Source organism: Burkholderia sp. NLJ2, from assembly GCF_049487195.1.
Classification (GTDB): Bacteria; Pseudomonadota; Gammaproteobacteria; order Burkholderiales; family Burkholderiaceae; genus Burkholderia; species Burkholderia pyrrocinia.
Map to the genome: position 1 here is coordinate 800,031 of NZ_CP137809.1, position 16,890 is coordinate 816,920.

The window sequence follows — 16,890 nt, forward strand, 5'->3', positions numbered from 1 at the left end:
TGACCAAGGGGAGGTCCATCGCGCGTCTAACAGAGCCGGATACCTTGGCTTGATAGCGGCCGCGCCCGGTCGTTCGGGCGGTGCCATGCTGGCTGCGACTGTCGCCATCGCGACGGTGCCTGTTTCCGCCGGGAAGCAGGCAGCGTCCGGCCGGAGCAGATGCCCCGCCTGATGGCGCCGGGTCGGCATTCAGAGCACTGCTTGATCTCCGAATGGTCCTCTTTCATCTGTTAATCGGATGACGCCCGGAAACGCGAACCGGAACCGGCGTTTTTTTGCTGCAGGACGAGATCACCTCCGACGCCCGGACTCCGGCCGGCATCGCGCCCGTCACCGGGCTTCGATCGTGACCCACCACGGCAACGTGCGACGTACGCGGATCGGCAGGTCGCGTTCCAGCATCGCGAGCATCTGGCCGGGGTTGTCGGCAGGGAAACGGCCGACGACGCGAATGCCCGCCACCGACGGATCGACGCCGATGTGCCCGTGCTGATAGCGATCCAGTTCGGAGATCAGCGCGTCGAGCGTGACGTCGTCAGCCAGGATCACGCCGCGCGACCACGTTTCGCGTGCGGGATCGACTCGCTCCGGCGCGTCGATCGCCTCCGCCGTGAACTGCCGCTGCTGGCCGGCCGGCACGATTTCGACGTGCCCGGCCAGGTTGCGAATCTCGACCCGGCCGTCGAATACGGCCAGCAGCGTGTGCGCTCCGGATTGCCGGACGGTGAACCGGGTACCCAACGCCCGCATCCGGCCGTTCGGCGTGTCGACGAAGAACGCACGCCCCTGACTGTCCTTGGCCGTATCGATGAGCATTTCGCCCATCGTCAGCGTCAGGGCCCGCTTGGTATCGTCGTAGTGAACGTCGAATGCACTGTTCGTGTTCAACCACACTCGCGTGCCGTCGGCGAGCTGCACATCCCGTCGCTCGCCAACACCGGTGCGGTAATCCGACCGCCATGCCATGACGCGGGCCGGCAGCGGCGTGCAACGCCAGGCGAGCCAGCCGGCGAGACCGGTCCCGGCCAGCGCCGCGAGACTGCCCAGCACGTGGCGCCGGCTCGCCGAACGTGTCGCGGAAACGTGCACGGCTGCCGCGGCAGCATCGCGCTCGCCCTGGCTCTCGCTCCTCAACGGCGCGAATCGACGGCTGACCGCTTCGACATGCGCCCACGCTCGCCGATGTTCCGGCCGCTCTGCCAGCCACGCCGCCCAGGCGCCGCGATGCTCGCTGCTCCCGCCATCGGCATGCAGCAGCGCAAACCAGTTGGCGGCTTGCTCGAGGCTTTCGAAATCGGCCGGGGCACCGGGCTCCACGGTGGAGGAAGACGACGAGGCGGCCATCGGTCAGTGATTGATGCCGGCGTCGACCAAGGCCAGCTGCAGCATCGCCTGAGCGAGATACTTCTGCACCATGCGAGCCGATACACCGAGTTCGTCGGCGATCTCGCGCGTGGACAGACCATGAATCTGCGCCATGACGAACGCGTCCCTCGCCTTGTCCGACAGCCGGCTGATGAGCGCGCCGATTTCCATCAGCGTCTCGATGACGATCGCACGGGATTCGGGCGAAGGCTCGCAGGGCTCCGGCTGCGCGGCGAGCGCATCGAGCCACGCCTGCTCGACCTGTCGGCGGCGGAACAGGTCGATGCACATGCCCTGCGCCATCGCGCGCAGGTAGGCCCGCGCCTCGGCATCACTGTCGAAGCGCTTCGGCGCCGACTTGAGGATCAGACGAAGAAATGCGTCCTGGGCAAGGTCCGCCGCATCGAAAGCGTTACCCAGTCGCCTGCGCAGCCAGCCCTGCAACCAGTCATGGTGGTCGCGATAAAGAGCCTGCACATCGTGATACACGGCGAGTTGGGCGACGGACATGGAACAACCCCTTCGGCTTTAAAGACGAGAGACGATAAAGAAAATGCGAATCATTACCATTTATAAACCAATTCAACAGGTTAACGCAATATTTTGAGATTGGAGGTTCCATGGGTTCGCGCGCGTCGATGAATCTCGACAATGGCGGCGCTCACGCCCGGCGACGCGGACCTGGCCCGAAGACGGGCCCGTCCCGACCGGCTTGCCGGAAGCCCGCGATCGCCGGTTGCAGGCATCGATCCTCGAAAGGACGCGCCGGCGCGAGCGGCCGACACGCCCGAATTCCTCACGCCGAGGCCAGCTTCGCGTGTGCCCGTTCGAGAAAGCCCGATTCGTAAAAGTAGTCGAAGAAGGTGCGCAACCAGTCGTTCGTCGGCCGCAGACTCGATGCCAGCACGCCGCCCGCGAGCCGCCTCAGTTGCGTGACGTCGATCGGCAAAATGCGCCCGACCGTCGGATCCGCGGCAGGGTTCAGTTTCTTCAGCACCGGAATCAACATCGACAGCGGGTGCGACGGGTCGCGTCGTACATGCTCTGCCAGTGCGGCAAGCCACGCGTCATAGCCCATCCGCTCGATCGGGAAGCCTTCGTCCTCGATAAAATCGACCAGCGCATCCAGCGAGTTCCAGCGCGGATTGATCACGTGCACCCCCTGCCCCGCGGCAGTCGGCTCGAGCGACGCGCTCACGATGATCCGGCTGACGACGTCGACAGGAAGGATGTTGTCGAACCCGACGTCCCGAGGTGCCTTTCCGAACACGATGATTCCCTTGATCAACCGGCAAAACAGATCGTCCAGGTTCATTCGTCCGCTCTCCGAATGTCCCACGATCCGCGCCGGACGATACACGGTGACGGGAACGCCGCGCGCGTGCGCCTGAACGAGCAGTTGCTCGGCGACCCACTTGCTCTCTTCATAGCCGCTCGTCAGGTGTTCGTGGAACGGCACGGCAAGCGCTTCCGGCAATGCATCCGAATAGCGATCGAGCGTACCGACCGTCGACACGTAGTGAATCGGCGTGACCCGATGCAGGCTCGCCAGTCTGATGATGTCCTGGGTTGCCAGCACGTTGACCTGCTTCAGCGTCGCGTACGGATAGACGAAGTTGACCAGCGCCCCATTGTGGTAGATCGCATCGATTTCACTTGCGAGTGCGTCGAATGCTGCCGTCGACAAACCCAGGTTCGGTTCACCAAGATCACCCGGCACGGCAACGATCCGATGCGCGTGCCGCGCTTCCCACAAGCCATGCGACTGCATCGCGGCCTCGATGCGCCGTACGCCGGCGACCGGATCGTCGGCACGGACAACGCACATCACGCGAGCGTCGGTCGTCGCGAGCAGCGTGTGGAGCAGGTGCGCGCCAAGGAATCCCGTGGCACCGGTGAGCAGCACGGTGCGATACGGTCGCGGGGAATACGGCTGCCGTGTCTCGATCGCCGGATCGAGCCGCGCTTCCCCACGCAGATCGACGGGCGGCATATCGCGACGCATACTGCCATTCGCGATACTGGCGGCCAAGCCGGCAATAGTCGGCGCGGCGAGCAGCGTGTCCATGTCGATCTGGTGCTGCAGCCGCTCGTTGATCTGATACAGCATCACGGTTGCCTGAAGCGAGTCCCCACCGAGATCGAAGTAATTGTCGTGAATGCCGATCCGCGGCTGCTTCAGCAGGATGCGCCAGATCTCGTGAATCGCCGTTTCGACCACGTCCCGAGGCGCCACATGACGGTCATCCCTGCGGATCTCGACGTCACCGGCCAGTAACCTCACACGGTCGATGGCGCCGTTCGGGGCGCGCGGCAAAACCGCAAGGGCGAGGATCGCGCCGGGAGACAGTTCCGGCACGCCGCGCCGGCCGACGAGCCGGCGCGCGATATCCGCCGCGCCGACGTCAGCGCTGCAGTGGAACAGTACAACCTCCCAGTCGCCGCCATCGGAGATCCGCTCCACGAGCGCGACCTCGTCGATGCCCGCGATGCGCGCGACGTCGACTTCCAGATCGAGCCAGCCTACCGTCATCAGTTCCGCGAACGCGCCGGTGTCGGGCAACTGCGTATGGCAGCCACGTTCCGTGTGCCACGCGTCCAGCGTCGTGTGCAGACACGCACCGTTGCGCGTGACGATCAGGTTGTCCCGGTCCGCCTTGCCGTTGCGCAGCATCAGGTCCGGCACGGAATGTCCCGTTACGACGAGCTTGCCGAGTGCGTCCACGCCCGCCGGGTTCAGATGCGTGTCCGCCACGAATACCGTGCTGCCGGCAGATACCGCACCCGTTTCGAATCCGTCGGACACGTCGGCCGACAAGACAGCATGCGGAATCGACCACGCCGGCCAGCACAGACGTCGGATGCGCTGCGCGTGCGGCGCGAGTTCGGCGAGCCTGAGCGCGCCATGTCGCGTCAACGAGCGCGCATCGGCTATCACCCAGTCTGCACGGATCCCGTCTCCCGACAGGTCGGTGGATGCGATCGCGATGTGGCGCGTTGCCTCCGGACTCAAGACGACGCTGTGCCAGTGCGTATCCGCGGAAGCCGCCCGCTGCAGAAACGCCGGATCACCGGCGCTCGCAATCTGGCGGAGCGACAATCCAGCACTCAGTGCCCCCAGTACCGTCCACAACGCCGTGTGCGACAACGGCCCTTCGCCAAAGGCGACATCCTGCGACGCACCCGCGGGAAACGTCGCCGAGAACACGCGCGCCGCTTCGACGAGTTGAGCATGGGTGTAACGCAGGACCCGCCAGTCACCGGAGGCGTCGCGCCGCAGCAGCGAACAGGCCCCCTGCGCAGGATCCCCATGGTCTTCCATCGTGCCGTCGATCTGACCATACATCGGGTCTCGCTCGTCGAACACGTAGCAGACGACACCCGTCAACGGCGTATGCCGGACGGTGGTCACGCAGCTTCGCAGCGGCTCCGGACACCAGCTGACGTCGGTAACGGCGTCGAACGCGGACGATGGCAGATCGGGGTCGGCGATCACGCAATCGACGCCGTACATCAGTCCGGACAGCAGCAGCACCAGCCCGGAGACAGGGTCATCGCACGCGACCAGTACGCGTTCGCCCGGCCGATAGCCGAAATTCCGCCATTGATAAACGGCGCGCTGCACGCGATCTGCGAGCACGCCGTACGTGACACCGCGCGCATCGCCCGGCGACTGACGGTCATCCAGCGACGAGAACGCGGTTCGATCCGGCATTCGCGTTGCGTGTCGGGCGATAGGTGCGTACAACGTCGCGTCGCCGATCGCCGATTGCGCAGGCTTCTCTCGGGTCGGCCCTGCAATGATCGGCGGCGGCACGTCGAGTACGAGATCGCGAACTTGACGAGGCGTAGCGTCGATCAGGACCTGGAGCAGCCGACGGTATTGCCCGGCGACGCGTTCGATGAACGCGGCGTCGAATCGCGCCGTGTCATACGTCAATTGAAACGTCAGCGTATCCGTCGGCAATACGATGAGCGCCAGCGCATAACTCGTTTCCTCGACCGCACGCGGGTCGTCGATCCGCAGCCCGCAACTCGCCGCGAGCCGGTCGAACGCGTCCCTGCCCGGGTAGTTTTCGAACACGTAAAGCGTATCGAAGAGCGATTTCTGGCGTGACACCTCGCTGCAATTCAGCACATCCGCGAGGGCGCTCTGCGCATGCTGCTCCAGCGCCTGCGTGTCCGCCTGCAAGCCTCGCAACCATGTCGCCGTATCGAGCTCGCCGTCGAGTTTTGCACGCCACGGCAGCGTGTTGATAAACAAGCCGGCCATCCGCTCGATGCCGTCCACATCCGCCGTACGCCCCGATACGACGATTCCGCTCACGATGTCGTTGCAACCGGCATAACGCGCGAGGAGCGCCGCCCACGCGCCCTGGCATAGCGTATTGAGCGTCACCCGATCGCGGCGGCACGCGCGGGCAGCAGCCTCCATCCACTCCTTCGGCATCGTTCCGGTCGATACCGCGAGCGTGCGACGTGCCTCCAGGTCGACCGTGGGACGTGTTGCCGCCGAAGGGACGACCGACGGTGCGAATCCCGCCGGGGTGCGATAGCCGCGCAGCCTGTCGCGCCAATAATCGAGCGAACGCGCGCTGTCGTGCGTACGCAACCACGCAACATAGTCGCGAAAATCCTTTGTTACGGGGGGCAGCGGCACGTCCGGACGCGCATAGCGCTGAAAAACCTCACCGAGCAGCAAGGGCATCGACCAACCGTCGAGGATGGCGTGATGATAGGTCCAGAGGAATCGATATCGCTCGTTACCGAGCACGATCAGCGTGACGCGCATCAGCGGGGCCACGCCAAAATCGAAGCCTCGCGTGCGATCGCTGGCCAGCAGAAGATCGAAGCGACTCGCTTGTTCATCGGCCGCCTGGTCACGCCAGTCGATCACGTCGAACGGCAATCCGACCGTATGCCGGACAGCCTGCAACGGCTTCTCCTCATGCAGGCGGATGAACAACGTCTTGAGCGTGTCATGGCGGTGCACGACGGTTTCCCAAGCGCCCCGGAATCGCTCGATGTCGAGCGAACCCTCCAGCACGCAGGAAAATTGCTCGACGTAGATGCCGGATGCCGGATCGAGCCGTGAATGGTGGAGCATGCCTCGCTGAAGCGGCGTGAGATAGTAAATGGTGTCGACGTTTCGGGTCATCCTGAATTCCTGGTACGGTCATGCTCGACGAACGCGCCGTACGGCGCGTCGCCTCGTTCAGCGCTCGAGTGCGTCGATTTCATCCAGCAGCGCGTCCAGCGCGTGCTGGTCGACATCGAGTTGCGGAACGTCGTCAGGTGTCAATCCGCCGACCCCGTCCGCGCTGCAATGGCGAATGAGCATCGTCAGCGCTTCTTCGACGCGACACATGAGGCAGCCGATGCTTTCGTCGACGCCCGGCACCCCGAAGAAGCTGGACTCCACGGTCAATCTGCCGCGCGAGACGTACGCGACGATGTCCAACAGGTGCGTGCGCCGCTGGCGCGGGCTTCGAATGCCCGGCGCGGGTTCGGGCGGCCCGCCATAAAGCGACGACGGCCCTGACAATTGCTCCAGTTGACCGAGGTAGGTGAACAGGATCGGCGCCTGCGGAAACGAAACGAGCGAGTCGTCGCCGGCCCGGGGCGTCGGGTCGAGATAGCGCAGCACGCCATAGCTCGCGCCCTTCCGCGGTACCTCGCGCAGTCGCGCCTTGACCGACTTGATGAGCGCCGACGGGTCCGACGCGGCAGCCGGCACGTCAACCAGCACCGGGTAGATCGACGTGAACCAGCCGACGCTGCGGCTCAGGTCGATCGAATCACCGAGCGCGTCGCGACCGTGCCCCTCGACGTCCAGCAGCAACGCATCGCAACCGCTCCACGCACGAAAACCAGCGTGGAGTGCTGCAATGAGCAGGTCATTCGCGTCGGTTCCATAGGCGCGCGGCGCCGTGGTTCGAAACGCGTGAGTCAGATCGGCGTCGAGCGTAATCGCGCAACTGAGCGACGACTCCTGATAGGCATGCTGAACGATCGGGGCAAGCCCGTGGCGCATCAGCGCGACCCGCTTCGGCCCGCTCAACACGTCGCGCACCTGTGCGTTCACACTCCGCCAATAGTTGCGATCGTCATCGAGCGCGTCGCTCCGCGCAAGCGCGATCCACTGGTCGACCCATGCCTTCACGGAACTGGTCTTCAGTGGCAACGCCGCCGCCGTGCGGTCGCGCAAGCGCAGATAGCAATCCGCCAGATCCTGCAGCAGGATGCTCCACGATACGCCGTCGATCGCCATGTGATGGACGACGATCAGTAGCCGGCTGCTCGACACGCTGGTGCTCTCGAGCCACCTGATTGCCATCAGCCTGCCGCTTTCGATGTCGAGACTGCCCTGCGCCGCGTCGATCGCGTCGCGCCAGGCGCGTTCGCCATGCCGGCCGTCCGGATCGACACATCGGACGACCGAGAAATCAGCCTCGTCCGACCCGTCGTCACCCGCAAACAGGTGATGCATTCCGTCGTCGCGCACAACGAAGCGGGAACGCAGCACGTCGTGATGGCGCGCGACGACACGGATCGCCTCGGCCATGATGTTCGCGTCGGGCGCCTCGCCGAGCGGAACGAGCAACGCCTGGTTGAAGTGCGAACGATCCACTTCGACCCGCTCGACGAACCACTGTGCCGCGGGACCGAGTGCCGCCTCGCCGTGCACCGCCCCCTGATCGACATCGAGGCCCGGTGTCTCGCGCACCACCGTCGACAGGCTGGCCACGGTCGTATGCTGGAAGATGTCCTGCGGCTTCAGATACATCCCGTCGAGCGCCGCGCGAGATACGATGACTGCAGCGAGAATCGAATCGCCGCCCAGTTCGAAAAAATCGTGGTCGACGCCGACGGACGGTTGGCCGAGAACATCGGCCCAGATAGCGGCGAGTTTGCGTTCGATGTCGGTCGACGCAAACCGTACGGCCGTCTCGCTTGCGCGTGGCAGCGGGAGCCGGTCCGCGTCGAGTGCACCCCATGCGTCGAGCGGCAGGCGATCGAGCACCATGATCGCGTCCGGGTGCATCGAGTCGGGTAACGCCTGCTTCAACGCCGAACGAACGGCATGCTCGAGTACACCTGCGTCCAGGTCGCTGCCATCCGCGACGACGTAGGCGACCAGCAGGTCCTGCGTGTCCCGGACGACGCACGCACATACCGCGGCGGCAACACCGGGAACGGCCGAGATGGTCTGCTCGACCGTGCCGATCTCGATCGGTACGGGCCGGTGACGAGCGACGCGCAACGAGGGGTCCGCACACAGCACATCGCCGTCACGGCGCACGACTGCAACGCCGGTCGATATGAGCATCCTGTCCCGGTATGCTGTCTCGAGCGGAATCGGCGCGTCCGACGTGCGGGCCGACGTGCCGTCAAGGAAATGCAGTTTCCCGGCCTGTCGATCGTCGGCAAAGCTTCGCGACGATCCGAGCACGAGCGCGACGCGTCCCGGGTACGATGGCGCCAGAAGCCGCCAGCCATTTCGCGCCGCAACGAACGCGCACATCGCCGGAAAGATTTCCGCGCAGCGCAGCGGCACGAAGGTTGCCGCCACCGGGGCACGATCCGTGTTGACGAGCGCTGTCAACGCATGCGGATGCTCACCGTAAGCGACAAGCGCGCGTGCCCGCACAACGCCGGCGGCGTCGGCGTGCCGTAACAGAAGAGACGGCATGATCAACGCGGGGCCGTCTGCGAGCAAATGGTCGAGCTCGGCACGCGCGATTTCCGTGTCCACGGGATCGTCGGAGGCGAGCGCACCGATCGAAGCCCGCTCGGACAAGCGTGCCATGCCGCCCGCAAGCACGACTTGAGCGAGCGTCGCTGCCGCGAGCACGTCCTGAGTACCATGCAGGACCAGCGCAGTCGTGCCGGCATCCAGATGCAGCAACTGGCCGACGTAATCGAGCAGCGGTTCGACCGCCGCCGCCTCGTCCACGGCAATGCGATCGTCTGGCGCGGTGGCGTGATGTACGCGCACCACGTCGATCGCGCCAATGTTCCAGCCGGACCACTCGTCACCGTGCCCCCGGCACACCGCGTCGGCATTTCCGTCGGTGGTGTCGCCCGATACGACGTAGCGAGCGCCGACGGCACGGATCGCAAGCAGCACGACTGCACGCTCGGCGACGCTTTTCAAGCGAAGTGCCACGCACTTGCCGACACCGATCCCGAGCGCGTCGAATTGCGCACGCACAGCGCGTACCGCGCCGTACACGTCACCGTAGGAGATCGTCCGGTCGTCGAATGCCCATGCCCCGCGCGATGTATCCCGCAGCGTATCGAAATCGGCGACTGTCGCCTGGCGTGCGAACGCGTGTGCAGCGGCGATACGGCCTTGCGCATCGTCGGCCGGTGCAACCGCGAGTCTGTATTGGGTCAGGCGTCGGGTCGCGTCCACCACCACCTGTTCGACGAGGTGTTGGTACTGGTTCGCGAACCGATCGATTGTCGTGTCGTCGAACAGATCCGTATTGAACGTCCACGCGGTCGAATATTCGTCGCCGAGATCCTGGACGTTGAGCGTCAGGTCGTGCGTCGCGCCGCGCGTACCCGTGCTCGACGCGGCAAGGCGCTCCCGATAGAACGGCACGTCGGCAGCGTTTTGCGCGGCGAAATCGCCGCGTGCCTGGTTCCAGTTGTACATCACCTGGTAGATCGGCGATCGGCTTGGATCGCGCGCCGGACGCAGCGCGTCGACCAGCATCGGGAACGGGTAGTCTTGATGATCGAGCACGCGCAGCATCATCTCGCGCGTGCGTCGCAGCAGGTCGTCGAACGAATCGTCGGGTTGCACCTCGCATGCGAGCACGACGGTGTTCACGAAATGACCGACCACGCCTTCACTGCCCGGCACGTTGCGCCCGGAAGTCGGTGCGCCGATCATCAACCGCTCCTGCCCGGTATGGAGGTGCAGATGCAATTGGTAGACCGCGAGCAGCAACATGTACGGCGTCACGCGCAGCAGCCTGGCCGTGTCGCGTACCTGCTGCGACAGCGTCGCACCGAGCGGCCAGTCGTATACGCGACCGTGCTCCGTCTTGCGCGGTGGACGCAACCTGTCGGTCGCAAGATTCAGCACCGGAAATCCTTGCGCCAGCTCCCGGCGCCAGAACGCGGCGAGATGCTCGCCGTCGCTCCCGTCGAGCCGCGCGCGCTCGTGCTCGACGCAATCCTTGTACTGCAACGATAGACGCGGCAGCTTCAGCGGCTCGCCCGCGCGCGCGAGCCGGTACAGCGCGCGAAGCTCGCCGAGCAGGATTTCGAGCGACCAGAAATCGGCAGCAATATGGTGTACGTTCAACAGCAGAACGACGCGAATCGCGTTTGCACCGTCATGTTCGTTCAGGAGCAGCTTGAGCCGGATCGGCGACTGCGTCAGGTCGAACGGGCGGTTCGACTCGTCGTCGATCCACCGACGGATGGCGGCTTCATCCGCCGCAAACACGCGATCGACAGTGAACTGCGCGCGCGCGTCCGAACCGACCTGCTGTCGCGGCTCGCCATCGATCACACGGTACGCGGTGCGCAAAATCGGGTGACGGGCGATCAGATAGTCGACGCAGCGACGCAGTGTCGCCACCTCGACATCGTCGTCGATCCGGGTCGCGTACGTGACGTTGTACGCCGCGCTGTCGGGATTGAGCTGATGCAGCGACCAGAGCGACTTTTGCGCAAATGACAGCGGATAGGTGCCTGCGGTGCCGGCAAACTGTTCAAGCAGCGCGACGAGCGTCGCTTTATGGGTCCTCAACTCGTCGACGAGCGACGGCGTGACGGCGCCCTTCGGCGCCTTGTACTGCAGCTTGCCATCCTGGGCCCAGAGCTCGATTCCCCGCCCGGCCAGTTCATTGATGAATTCGATCGAGCTCACAGCTCCCCCCCTTCCAATTCCAGGCCGAACGTCGCTTCGCGCGACACCACGTCAATCCGGTCGGCAGCGCGCGACGGCTGCGTCACCCCGGGTGCCTGCAACGCATCGCGATCGAGCATCGCCGCGATGGTGCGCACGACGTCGTCGATGGTCGCGCCTTCCAGCAACCGCCCGAACGGAACATCGACACCCAGTTCGGTGCGCAACGCCGTGCGGAATTCCGCGGCCATCAGCGAATCGAGCCCAAGCTCGATCAACGGGATATCAGGTGCGATTCGCACGCTGGACGTGTGTAATGTCGTCGCGATTGCGTCGGTCATGTGTTCGCGCAGCCGTTGCATGCGTTCGTCGGCGGACAAGCCGTCCAGGCGCTCGCGCAATCGCGGGCCGGCACCGGAGGTGCGGTTCGCCGGACCCGACGGTGTCGCAAGTTCCGACAACAACGCCGCCATCGCCCGACTCGGGCTACGTTTGATCAGCGTATCGACCTCGACGCTCCAGATCTGCGTCTGCCCGTCCGGTTCGGCGATCAGCGCATCGAGCATGCCCAGTGCGACGTCCGGCTCGAGCGGGTTGAGGCCGAACGAGGCGATACGGCGCAACTGGTGCGCGTCAAGCTGATCGACCATCCCGTTGCCTCCCCACAGCCCCCAGTTCATGGTGTGCCCAGGCAGGCCGTCGTCATTGCGCGAGGCCGTCAGCGCGTCCACGTAGGCATTTGCCGCAGCGTATGCACATTGCCCGGGAGAGCCGATACAGGCCACGATCGACGAGAACGACACGAAGTGTCGCAGCGACAGATGCGCGGTCGCGCGATGCAGGTTCAACGTTCCGGCGATTTTCGGTGCAAGTACCCTCATCACGTCGGACATCGGCTGGGTCGCGAGCAAGCCGTCGTCGAGCGTGCCCGCCGCATGCAGGACACCGACGAGCGGATGCTTCGCGTCGGCTTCGAGCGCATGGACGAGCGCGTCCACGTCAGCCGCCGCGGCGACATCCGCGGCCACAAATTCGATGATCGAGCCGTGCGAGTCGGCGATGGAGGCAAGCCGTGCGCGCTCGCTGTCCCCAGGCAACTGGCGGCTTGCGGACACGACTTTCGGTACGCCATTCCGGATCAGCCGCTCGATCACTTGCGTGCCGATCGCACCTCGCCCGCCCGTCACCAGATACGCGCCGCGCGCGAGTGGTTGCGCCGCGCCGACGTCGCGTTTGACGAGCCGCGGGATGTACACGACATCGCCCCGCGACACAAACTGCGTCTCGCCCGTCACCGTGGCTCCCGCCAGCGCAGCCAGCGCGCTCGCGCAAGACGCGGAATCCGGCCCGGGCAGATCGACCGCGAACACCGGAATTTCACCGCTTTCGTGCATGAGGCTGCGCGCGAGACCCCATGCGGCTGCCTGAAAAGGCGACACGCCGTGGTCGACACCGGGTACGCGCTGTGCCGCCTGTGTAACGATGCATAAGGCGGGTGCGCCTGCCGGCCAATGGGTATTCTGCACTTCGCGCCAAACGCTGGCGAAGCGACGGTAAGCGGCGCCGACTCGAGCCAGTTCGTCGTCCGAAGTTGCACTGTCGGACGACGGCCACGTATAGAGCAGTACGGTTCGTCGTGCGTCCACGCATGCAAGCGCGTCGCTCAGCGCAAGACGAATGCGCTGTGCGCCGGCGTCGCCGTCGAACATGTCATCGGCCTGCATTTCCGCGACTGCACACGCGCCTCCGGCCGCTTCGCACGCTTGCGACAGCACCGCGTCCGACGCCGAATCGTTGCCGATCAGCACGACATCCACGTGAGCGCCGGCCGCTTCGTGTGCGGGTACCAGCGGCCGCCATACGTGCCGGTGCACTGCAGCCGGCGGTGCAGCACGCTTGAATCGGCGCGGGTCGACCGCGAGCAACCGCAGTTCGGAGACGATTGCGATGCAGCGACCGTCGTCGTCATACAGCCAGAGATCGGCCGTAGCGAGACTGCGCTGCACCCGTGCGCGCACGGCGCACCACACGGTCCGCACGCCCCGCATCGGCATGCACGCGATCCGTTCGATGCCGATCGGTACGAACGCGGTGTTCAGCTCCGCGTCCCACAGCGCGCCGGCAACGGCCTGAAACGCGTTGTCGAGCAGCGCCGGATGGACGAAGCGCTCGGTATCGTCGGTGCAGTCCGCTCCGATCTCGATTCGGGCCAGCGCAGCATCGCCGCCGCGCGACAGCGCGCGAATCGAACGAAACGCACCGCCATATTCGAGCCCGGTGGCATGCAAGCGCTCATAGAACCCGTCGACGGACACGGCGTCACGGCATTGCGCGCGCCAGTCGTCAAGCGGCGGCGCTTCGGGTACACCGTGCATCGAGCCGATCCGCCCCGCGCATTGCAGGATCCATTCAGGTTCGGGCGCCGCCGTGTCGTGACACGCGTGAATCTCGATCCGGGCCCCTTCGTCGCTCGTATGCGCAGCACCGGTTCCGTGCACGACCGTACCGAACGTGACCGCTTTCCCCGATTCCAGCATGAGCGCGTTGTCGAACGACACCGCGCTCGCGACTTGCCAGCGGTCGGTCGTGGGGTCCGGTGCGATGGCATTCCGCCGCGATGCGGCATCGAGCATGACCTCGGCGAATCCTGCCGCCGGGAAAACGAGCTCTCCATGCAGAACGTGTCCGCTCAGGAACGGCAGATGCTGATCGGACACCTCGCTCTCATAGCGATGATCGTCCGATGCAGGTATCGGGAGGAGACGACCGAGCACGCCGTGACTTGCCTGCTTGCCTGCCGCGAGCGCGCTCGCCAGCAGTCTCGCCCGCTGCGCCGGCTCCCGGCAACCCACCCAATAACGGCTGGCTTCGAGCGGGTACGGCGGCAGCACGCCGCGGCGAGCGGGATTCGCCGAGGACGTCACGGCTCGAGAACGCTCGTAGGCGTGCCAGTCGACGCGACGGCCACCCATATAGACATGCGCCAATGCGCGCAACAACGGCTCGGTCTCGCGCCCGTCGCCATGGATCGACGGCAACGCGACAACATCGCCATTGCCGGCCCGGGCCCCGGCGCATGCGGCGACGAGGCTTGAAAGCGTCTTGCCGGGCCCGATCTCGACGACCGTCGTCACCTTGTCATCGAGCAACGTGTCGACACCCGCGCGGAAGGCAACCGTTGCGCGGACGTGCTCGACCCAATACGCCGGATCGCACAAACGTTCGGTTTCGAACCGGCCGGTTACATTGGATACGATCGGAATGGCAGGCGCCCGATACTGCACGGTCGCAGCGATCGAGCCGAATTCGGCAAGCATCGGTTCCATCAGCGGCGAATGGAATGCGCGCGACGCCGCCAGCGCCTTCGTCGCGATTCCGCGCGCTGCAAACAGCCGCTCGAGCGATTCGATTGCGTCCGGATCGCCAGACACGAGCACGCTCTCCGGCGCGTTGTCCGCGGCGATCGCGGCCCGTCCCGGGAAGTCGCGCACGGCGTCGGCGACCTGGCTCACGTTCGCGAACACCGCGAGCGCCCGGCCGGGCGCGGTGAGCGTATCCATCAACCGACCGCGCGCCGTCACGAGGCGACAGCCGTCCTCGATCGAAAACACGCCGGCGATACATGCAGCGGCGTACTCGCCGATGCTATGGCCCATCACGACGTCAGGCACGACGCCCCAGTGCATCCACAAGCGCGCAAGGGCAACCTCGAGCGCGAACATCGCAGGCTGCGTATGGCGCGTTTCGTGGATCCTGTCCTGATGATCGCCCCACAGCACGTCGACGAGCGACAGCTCGCCTTGCGCTTCGACGTGTGCGTCGCATGCGTCGAATACGTCGCGAAACGGCCCGAAGTCCCGATACAGTTGTCGAGCCATGCCCGCACGCTGCGCGCCCTGCCCGGTGAACAGGAACGCGAGCCGGTCCCGGACGCCCCCGGGCGGCACGAGTCGCAGGGAAGTTGCCCGCTCCGCTGTCGAAAATGCGTCGAGCAGCGCATCGCGCGAATCCGCGACGATCGCGACACGGTGCCGATGGCTGTCGCGCCCGATGCGCAGCGCGCTCGCGACGGCATCCGGTGCAAGCGATGCGTCGGCGCGCACATGCGCCGCGCAGTCTCCGATCGCCTGCTTCAGCATCGGCGCCGTGTGGGCAGACACCGGCCAGATGTCGAAGCGCGCGTGCCCGGGGAGCGCGACACTCGGCTCCGAATGCGACGTGTGTTCGCCCTGCCACGCTTCGACGATCAGGTGCGCGTTCGTGCCGCTCATGCCGAACGAGCTGATCGCCGCGACCCTTCGGCCCGGTCGTGACGACGGCCATGCCGCATGTTCGGACGCGACGCGAATGCCATTGGTCTGCCAGTCGACGTGTGCGGTTGGCGTGTCGAAATGCAGGTGTCGCGGCAGTTCACCCTTCTGCAGCGCGCAAACGACCTTCATCAAACCGGCGACCGCAGCCGCTGACTCGAGGTGACCGATATTCGTCTTGATGCTGCCGACGTACAAATCCCGGGTGCGACTCGACTCGCGGCAATACACGTCCTCGAGCGCACGAAGCTCGATCGGATCGCCCAGCGGCGTACCCGTGCCATGCGCCTCGACGTAATCGACGTCAGCCGGCGACACGCCGGCGCGCTCGAGCGCCTCGCGGATCACGTCCCGTTGCGCCCGGCCGTTCGGCGCGGTCATCCCGTTGCTGCGACCGTCGTGATTGACCGCGGAGCCGCGGATCACCGCATGGATCGATCTGCCCTGCTCGCGAGCGTCGGACAGGCGCATCAGCGCGACGACACCGCAGCCCTCGCCGCGCACGTAGCCGTCGGCGGCCGCATCGAACGTCCGGCAGCGCCCGCTTGGCGAGAGTGCCTGAAGCTCGCTCAGCGCGATCGTCATCTCCGGCGACAGCATCAGGTTCACACCGCCGGCGAATGCGACGTCGGACTCGCGGGTGCGCAAGCTGTGGCAGGCCAGATGGACGGCGACGAGCGACGACGAACAGGCGGTGTCGAGATGCAACGCCGGGCCGTGAAAGCCGAACAGGTAGGAAATGCGGCCGGCCGCGAAGGGGCGCGCGGTGCCCAGCGAGGTTTGCGCGTAGCTGAGCGCAGCGTCAGGCAGGCCTTCGCTGACCCGTGCATAGTCGTCGACCGACGAGCCGACAAACACGCCGGTTCGGTACGGTGCGATCGTTTCTCGTGAAAAGCCGGCGTCCTCGAGCGCTCGCCACGTGCATTCGAGCAGCAGACGCTGTTGCGGATCGATGTGCGGCGCTTCGCGGTCCGACACGCCGAAGAACGCCGCGTCGAAACGATCGACGTCGCCGATGAAACCGCCGTGCCGGCTGTAGCTCGTGTCGCGGCGGCCCGGCCGAGGGTCGTAGACGGCATCCGTCCAGCGATCGGCCGGCACGGGGCCCACGGCGTCGGTCCCTGCCGCGAGCATGGACCAGAGCGTGTCGGCGGAATCCGCGCCGCCGGGAAGACGGCAGCCCATGCCGACGATCGCGATCGGCTCGTTCATCGCGTCACGCGCGTCGGCCAGCTCGCGTCGCAACGCGTCGATCTTCAGCAACGCTTGCTTCACGGGCGTGAGGGACGCCGAGGGCGCCTGATTAGACTCATTCATGTGTACAACTCCAGACGTTCGCGGGAC

5 protein-coding genes are annotated in these 16,890 nt (G+C 65.8%); all 5 read right to left on the reverse strand.

Translation table 11 applies throughout. The features are described from left to right. Positions 1-330: 330 nt before the first annotated feature. The 5 genes from R9B84_RS20265 to R9B84_RS20285 all read right to left on the reverse strand — a co-directional run bounded on the left by R9B84_RS20265 (position 331) and on the right by R9B84_RS20285 (position 16,863). Positions 331-1,344 carry a FecR domain-containing protein gene (locus tag R9B84_RS20265; RefSeq protein WP_423760148.1) on the reverse strand — a complete coding sequence of 338 codons (1,014 nt, stop codon included), beginning with the start codon at positions 1,342-1,344 and terminating at the stop codon, positions 331-333. Between the two features lie 3 nt (positions 1,345-1,347). Further along, positions 1,348-1,875 (reverse strand): sigma-70 family RNA polymerase sigma factor, encoded by a 528-nt coding sequence (locus R9B84_RS20270; RefSeq protein WP_423760149.1) that lies wholly within the window; start codon positions 1,873-1,875, stop codon positions 1,348-1,350. 286 nt (positions 1,876-2,161) lie between these two features. Next, positions 2,162-6,523 carry a thioester reductase domain-containing protein gene (locus R9B84_RS20275; protein ID WP_423760150.1) on the reverse strand — a complete coding sequence of 1,454 codons (4,362 nt, stop codon included), beginning with the start codon at positions 6,521-6,523 and terminating at the stop codon, positions 2,162-2,164. Positions 6,524-6,580: 57 nt separating this feature from the next. Beyond that, a complete protein-coding gene (locus tag R9B84_RS20280) occupies positions 6,581-11,257 on the reverse strand; it encodes a condensation domain-containing protein (protein WP_423760151.1) in 4,677 nt (1,558 codons plus the stop codon). Continuing rightward, positions 11,254-16,863 carry an SDR family NAD(P)-dependent oxidoreductase gene (locus R9B84_RS20285; protein WP_423760152.1) on the reverse strand — a complete coding sequence of 1,870 codons (5,610 nt, stop codon included), beginning with the start codon at positions 16,861-16,863 and terminating at the stop codon, positions 11,254-11,256. Before R9B84_RS20285 ends, R9B84_RS20280 begins: the two co-directional genes overlap by 4 nt. Positions 16,864-16,890 lie beyond the last annotated feature (27 nt).

Bases quoted from the DNA above. Each gene is read 5' to 3' on its own strand.
- R9B84_RS20265 (WP_423760148.1), bottom strand. From the start codon at position 1,344: ATGGCCGCCTCGTCGTCTTCCTCCACCGTGGAGCCCGGTGCCCCGGCC.
- R9B84_RS20270 (WP_423760149.1), bottom strand. From the start codon at position 1,875: ATGTCCGTCGCCCAACTCGCCGTGTATCACGATGTGCAGGCTCTTTAT.
- R9B84_RS20275 (WP_423760150.1), bottom strand. From the start codon at position 6,523: ATGACCCGAAACGTCGACACCATTTACTATCTCACGCCGCTTCAGCGA.
- R9B84_RS20285 (WP_423760152.1), bottom strand. From the start codon at position 16,863: ATGAATGAGTCTAATCAGGCGCCCTCGGCGTCCCTCACGCCCGTGAAG.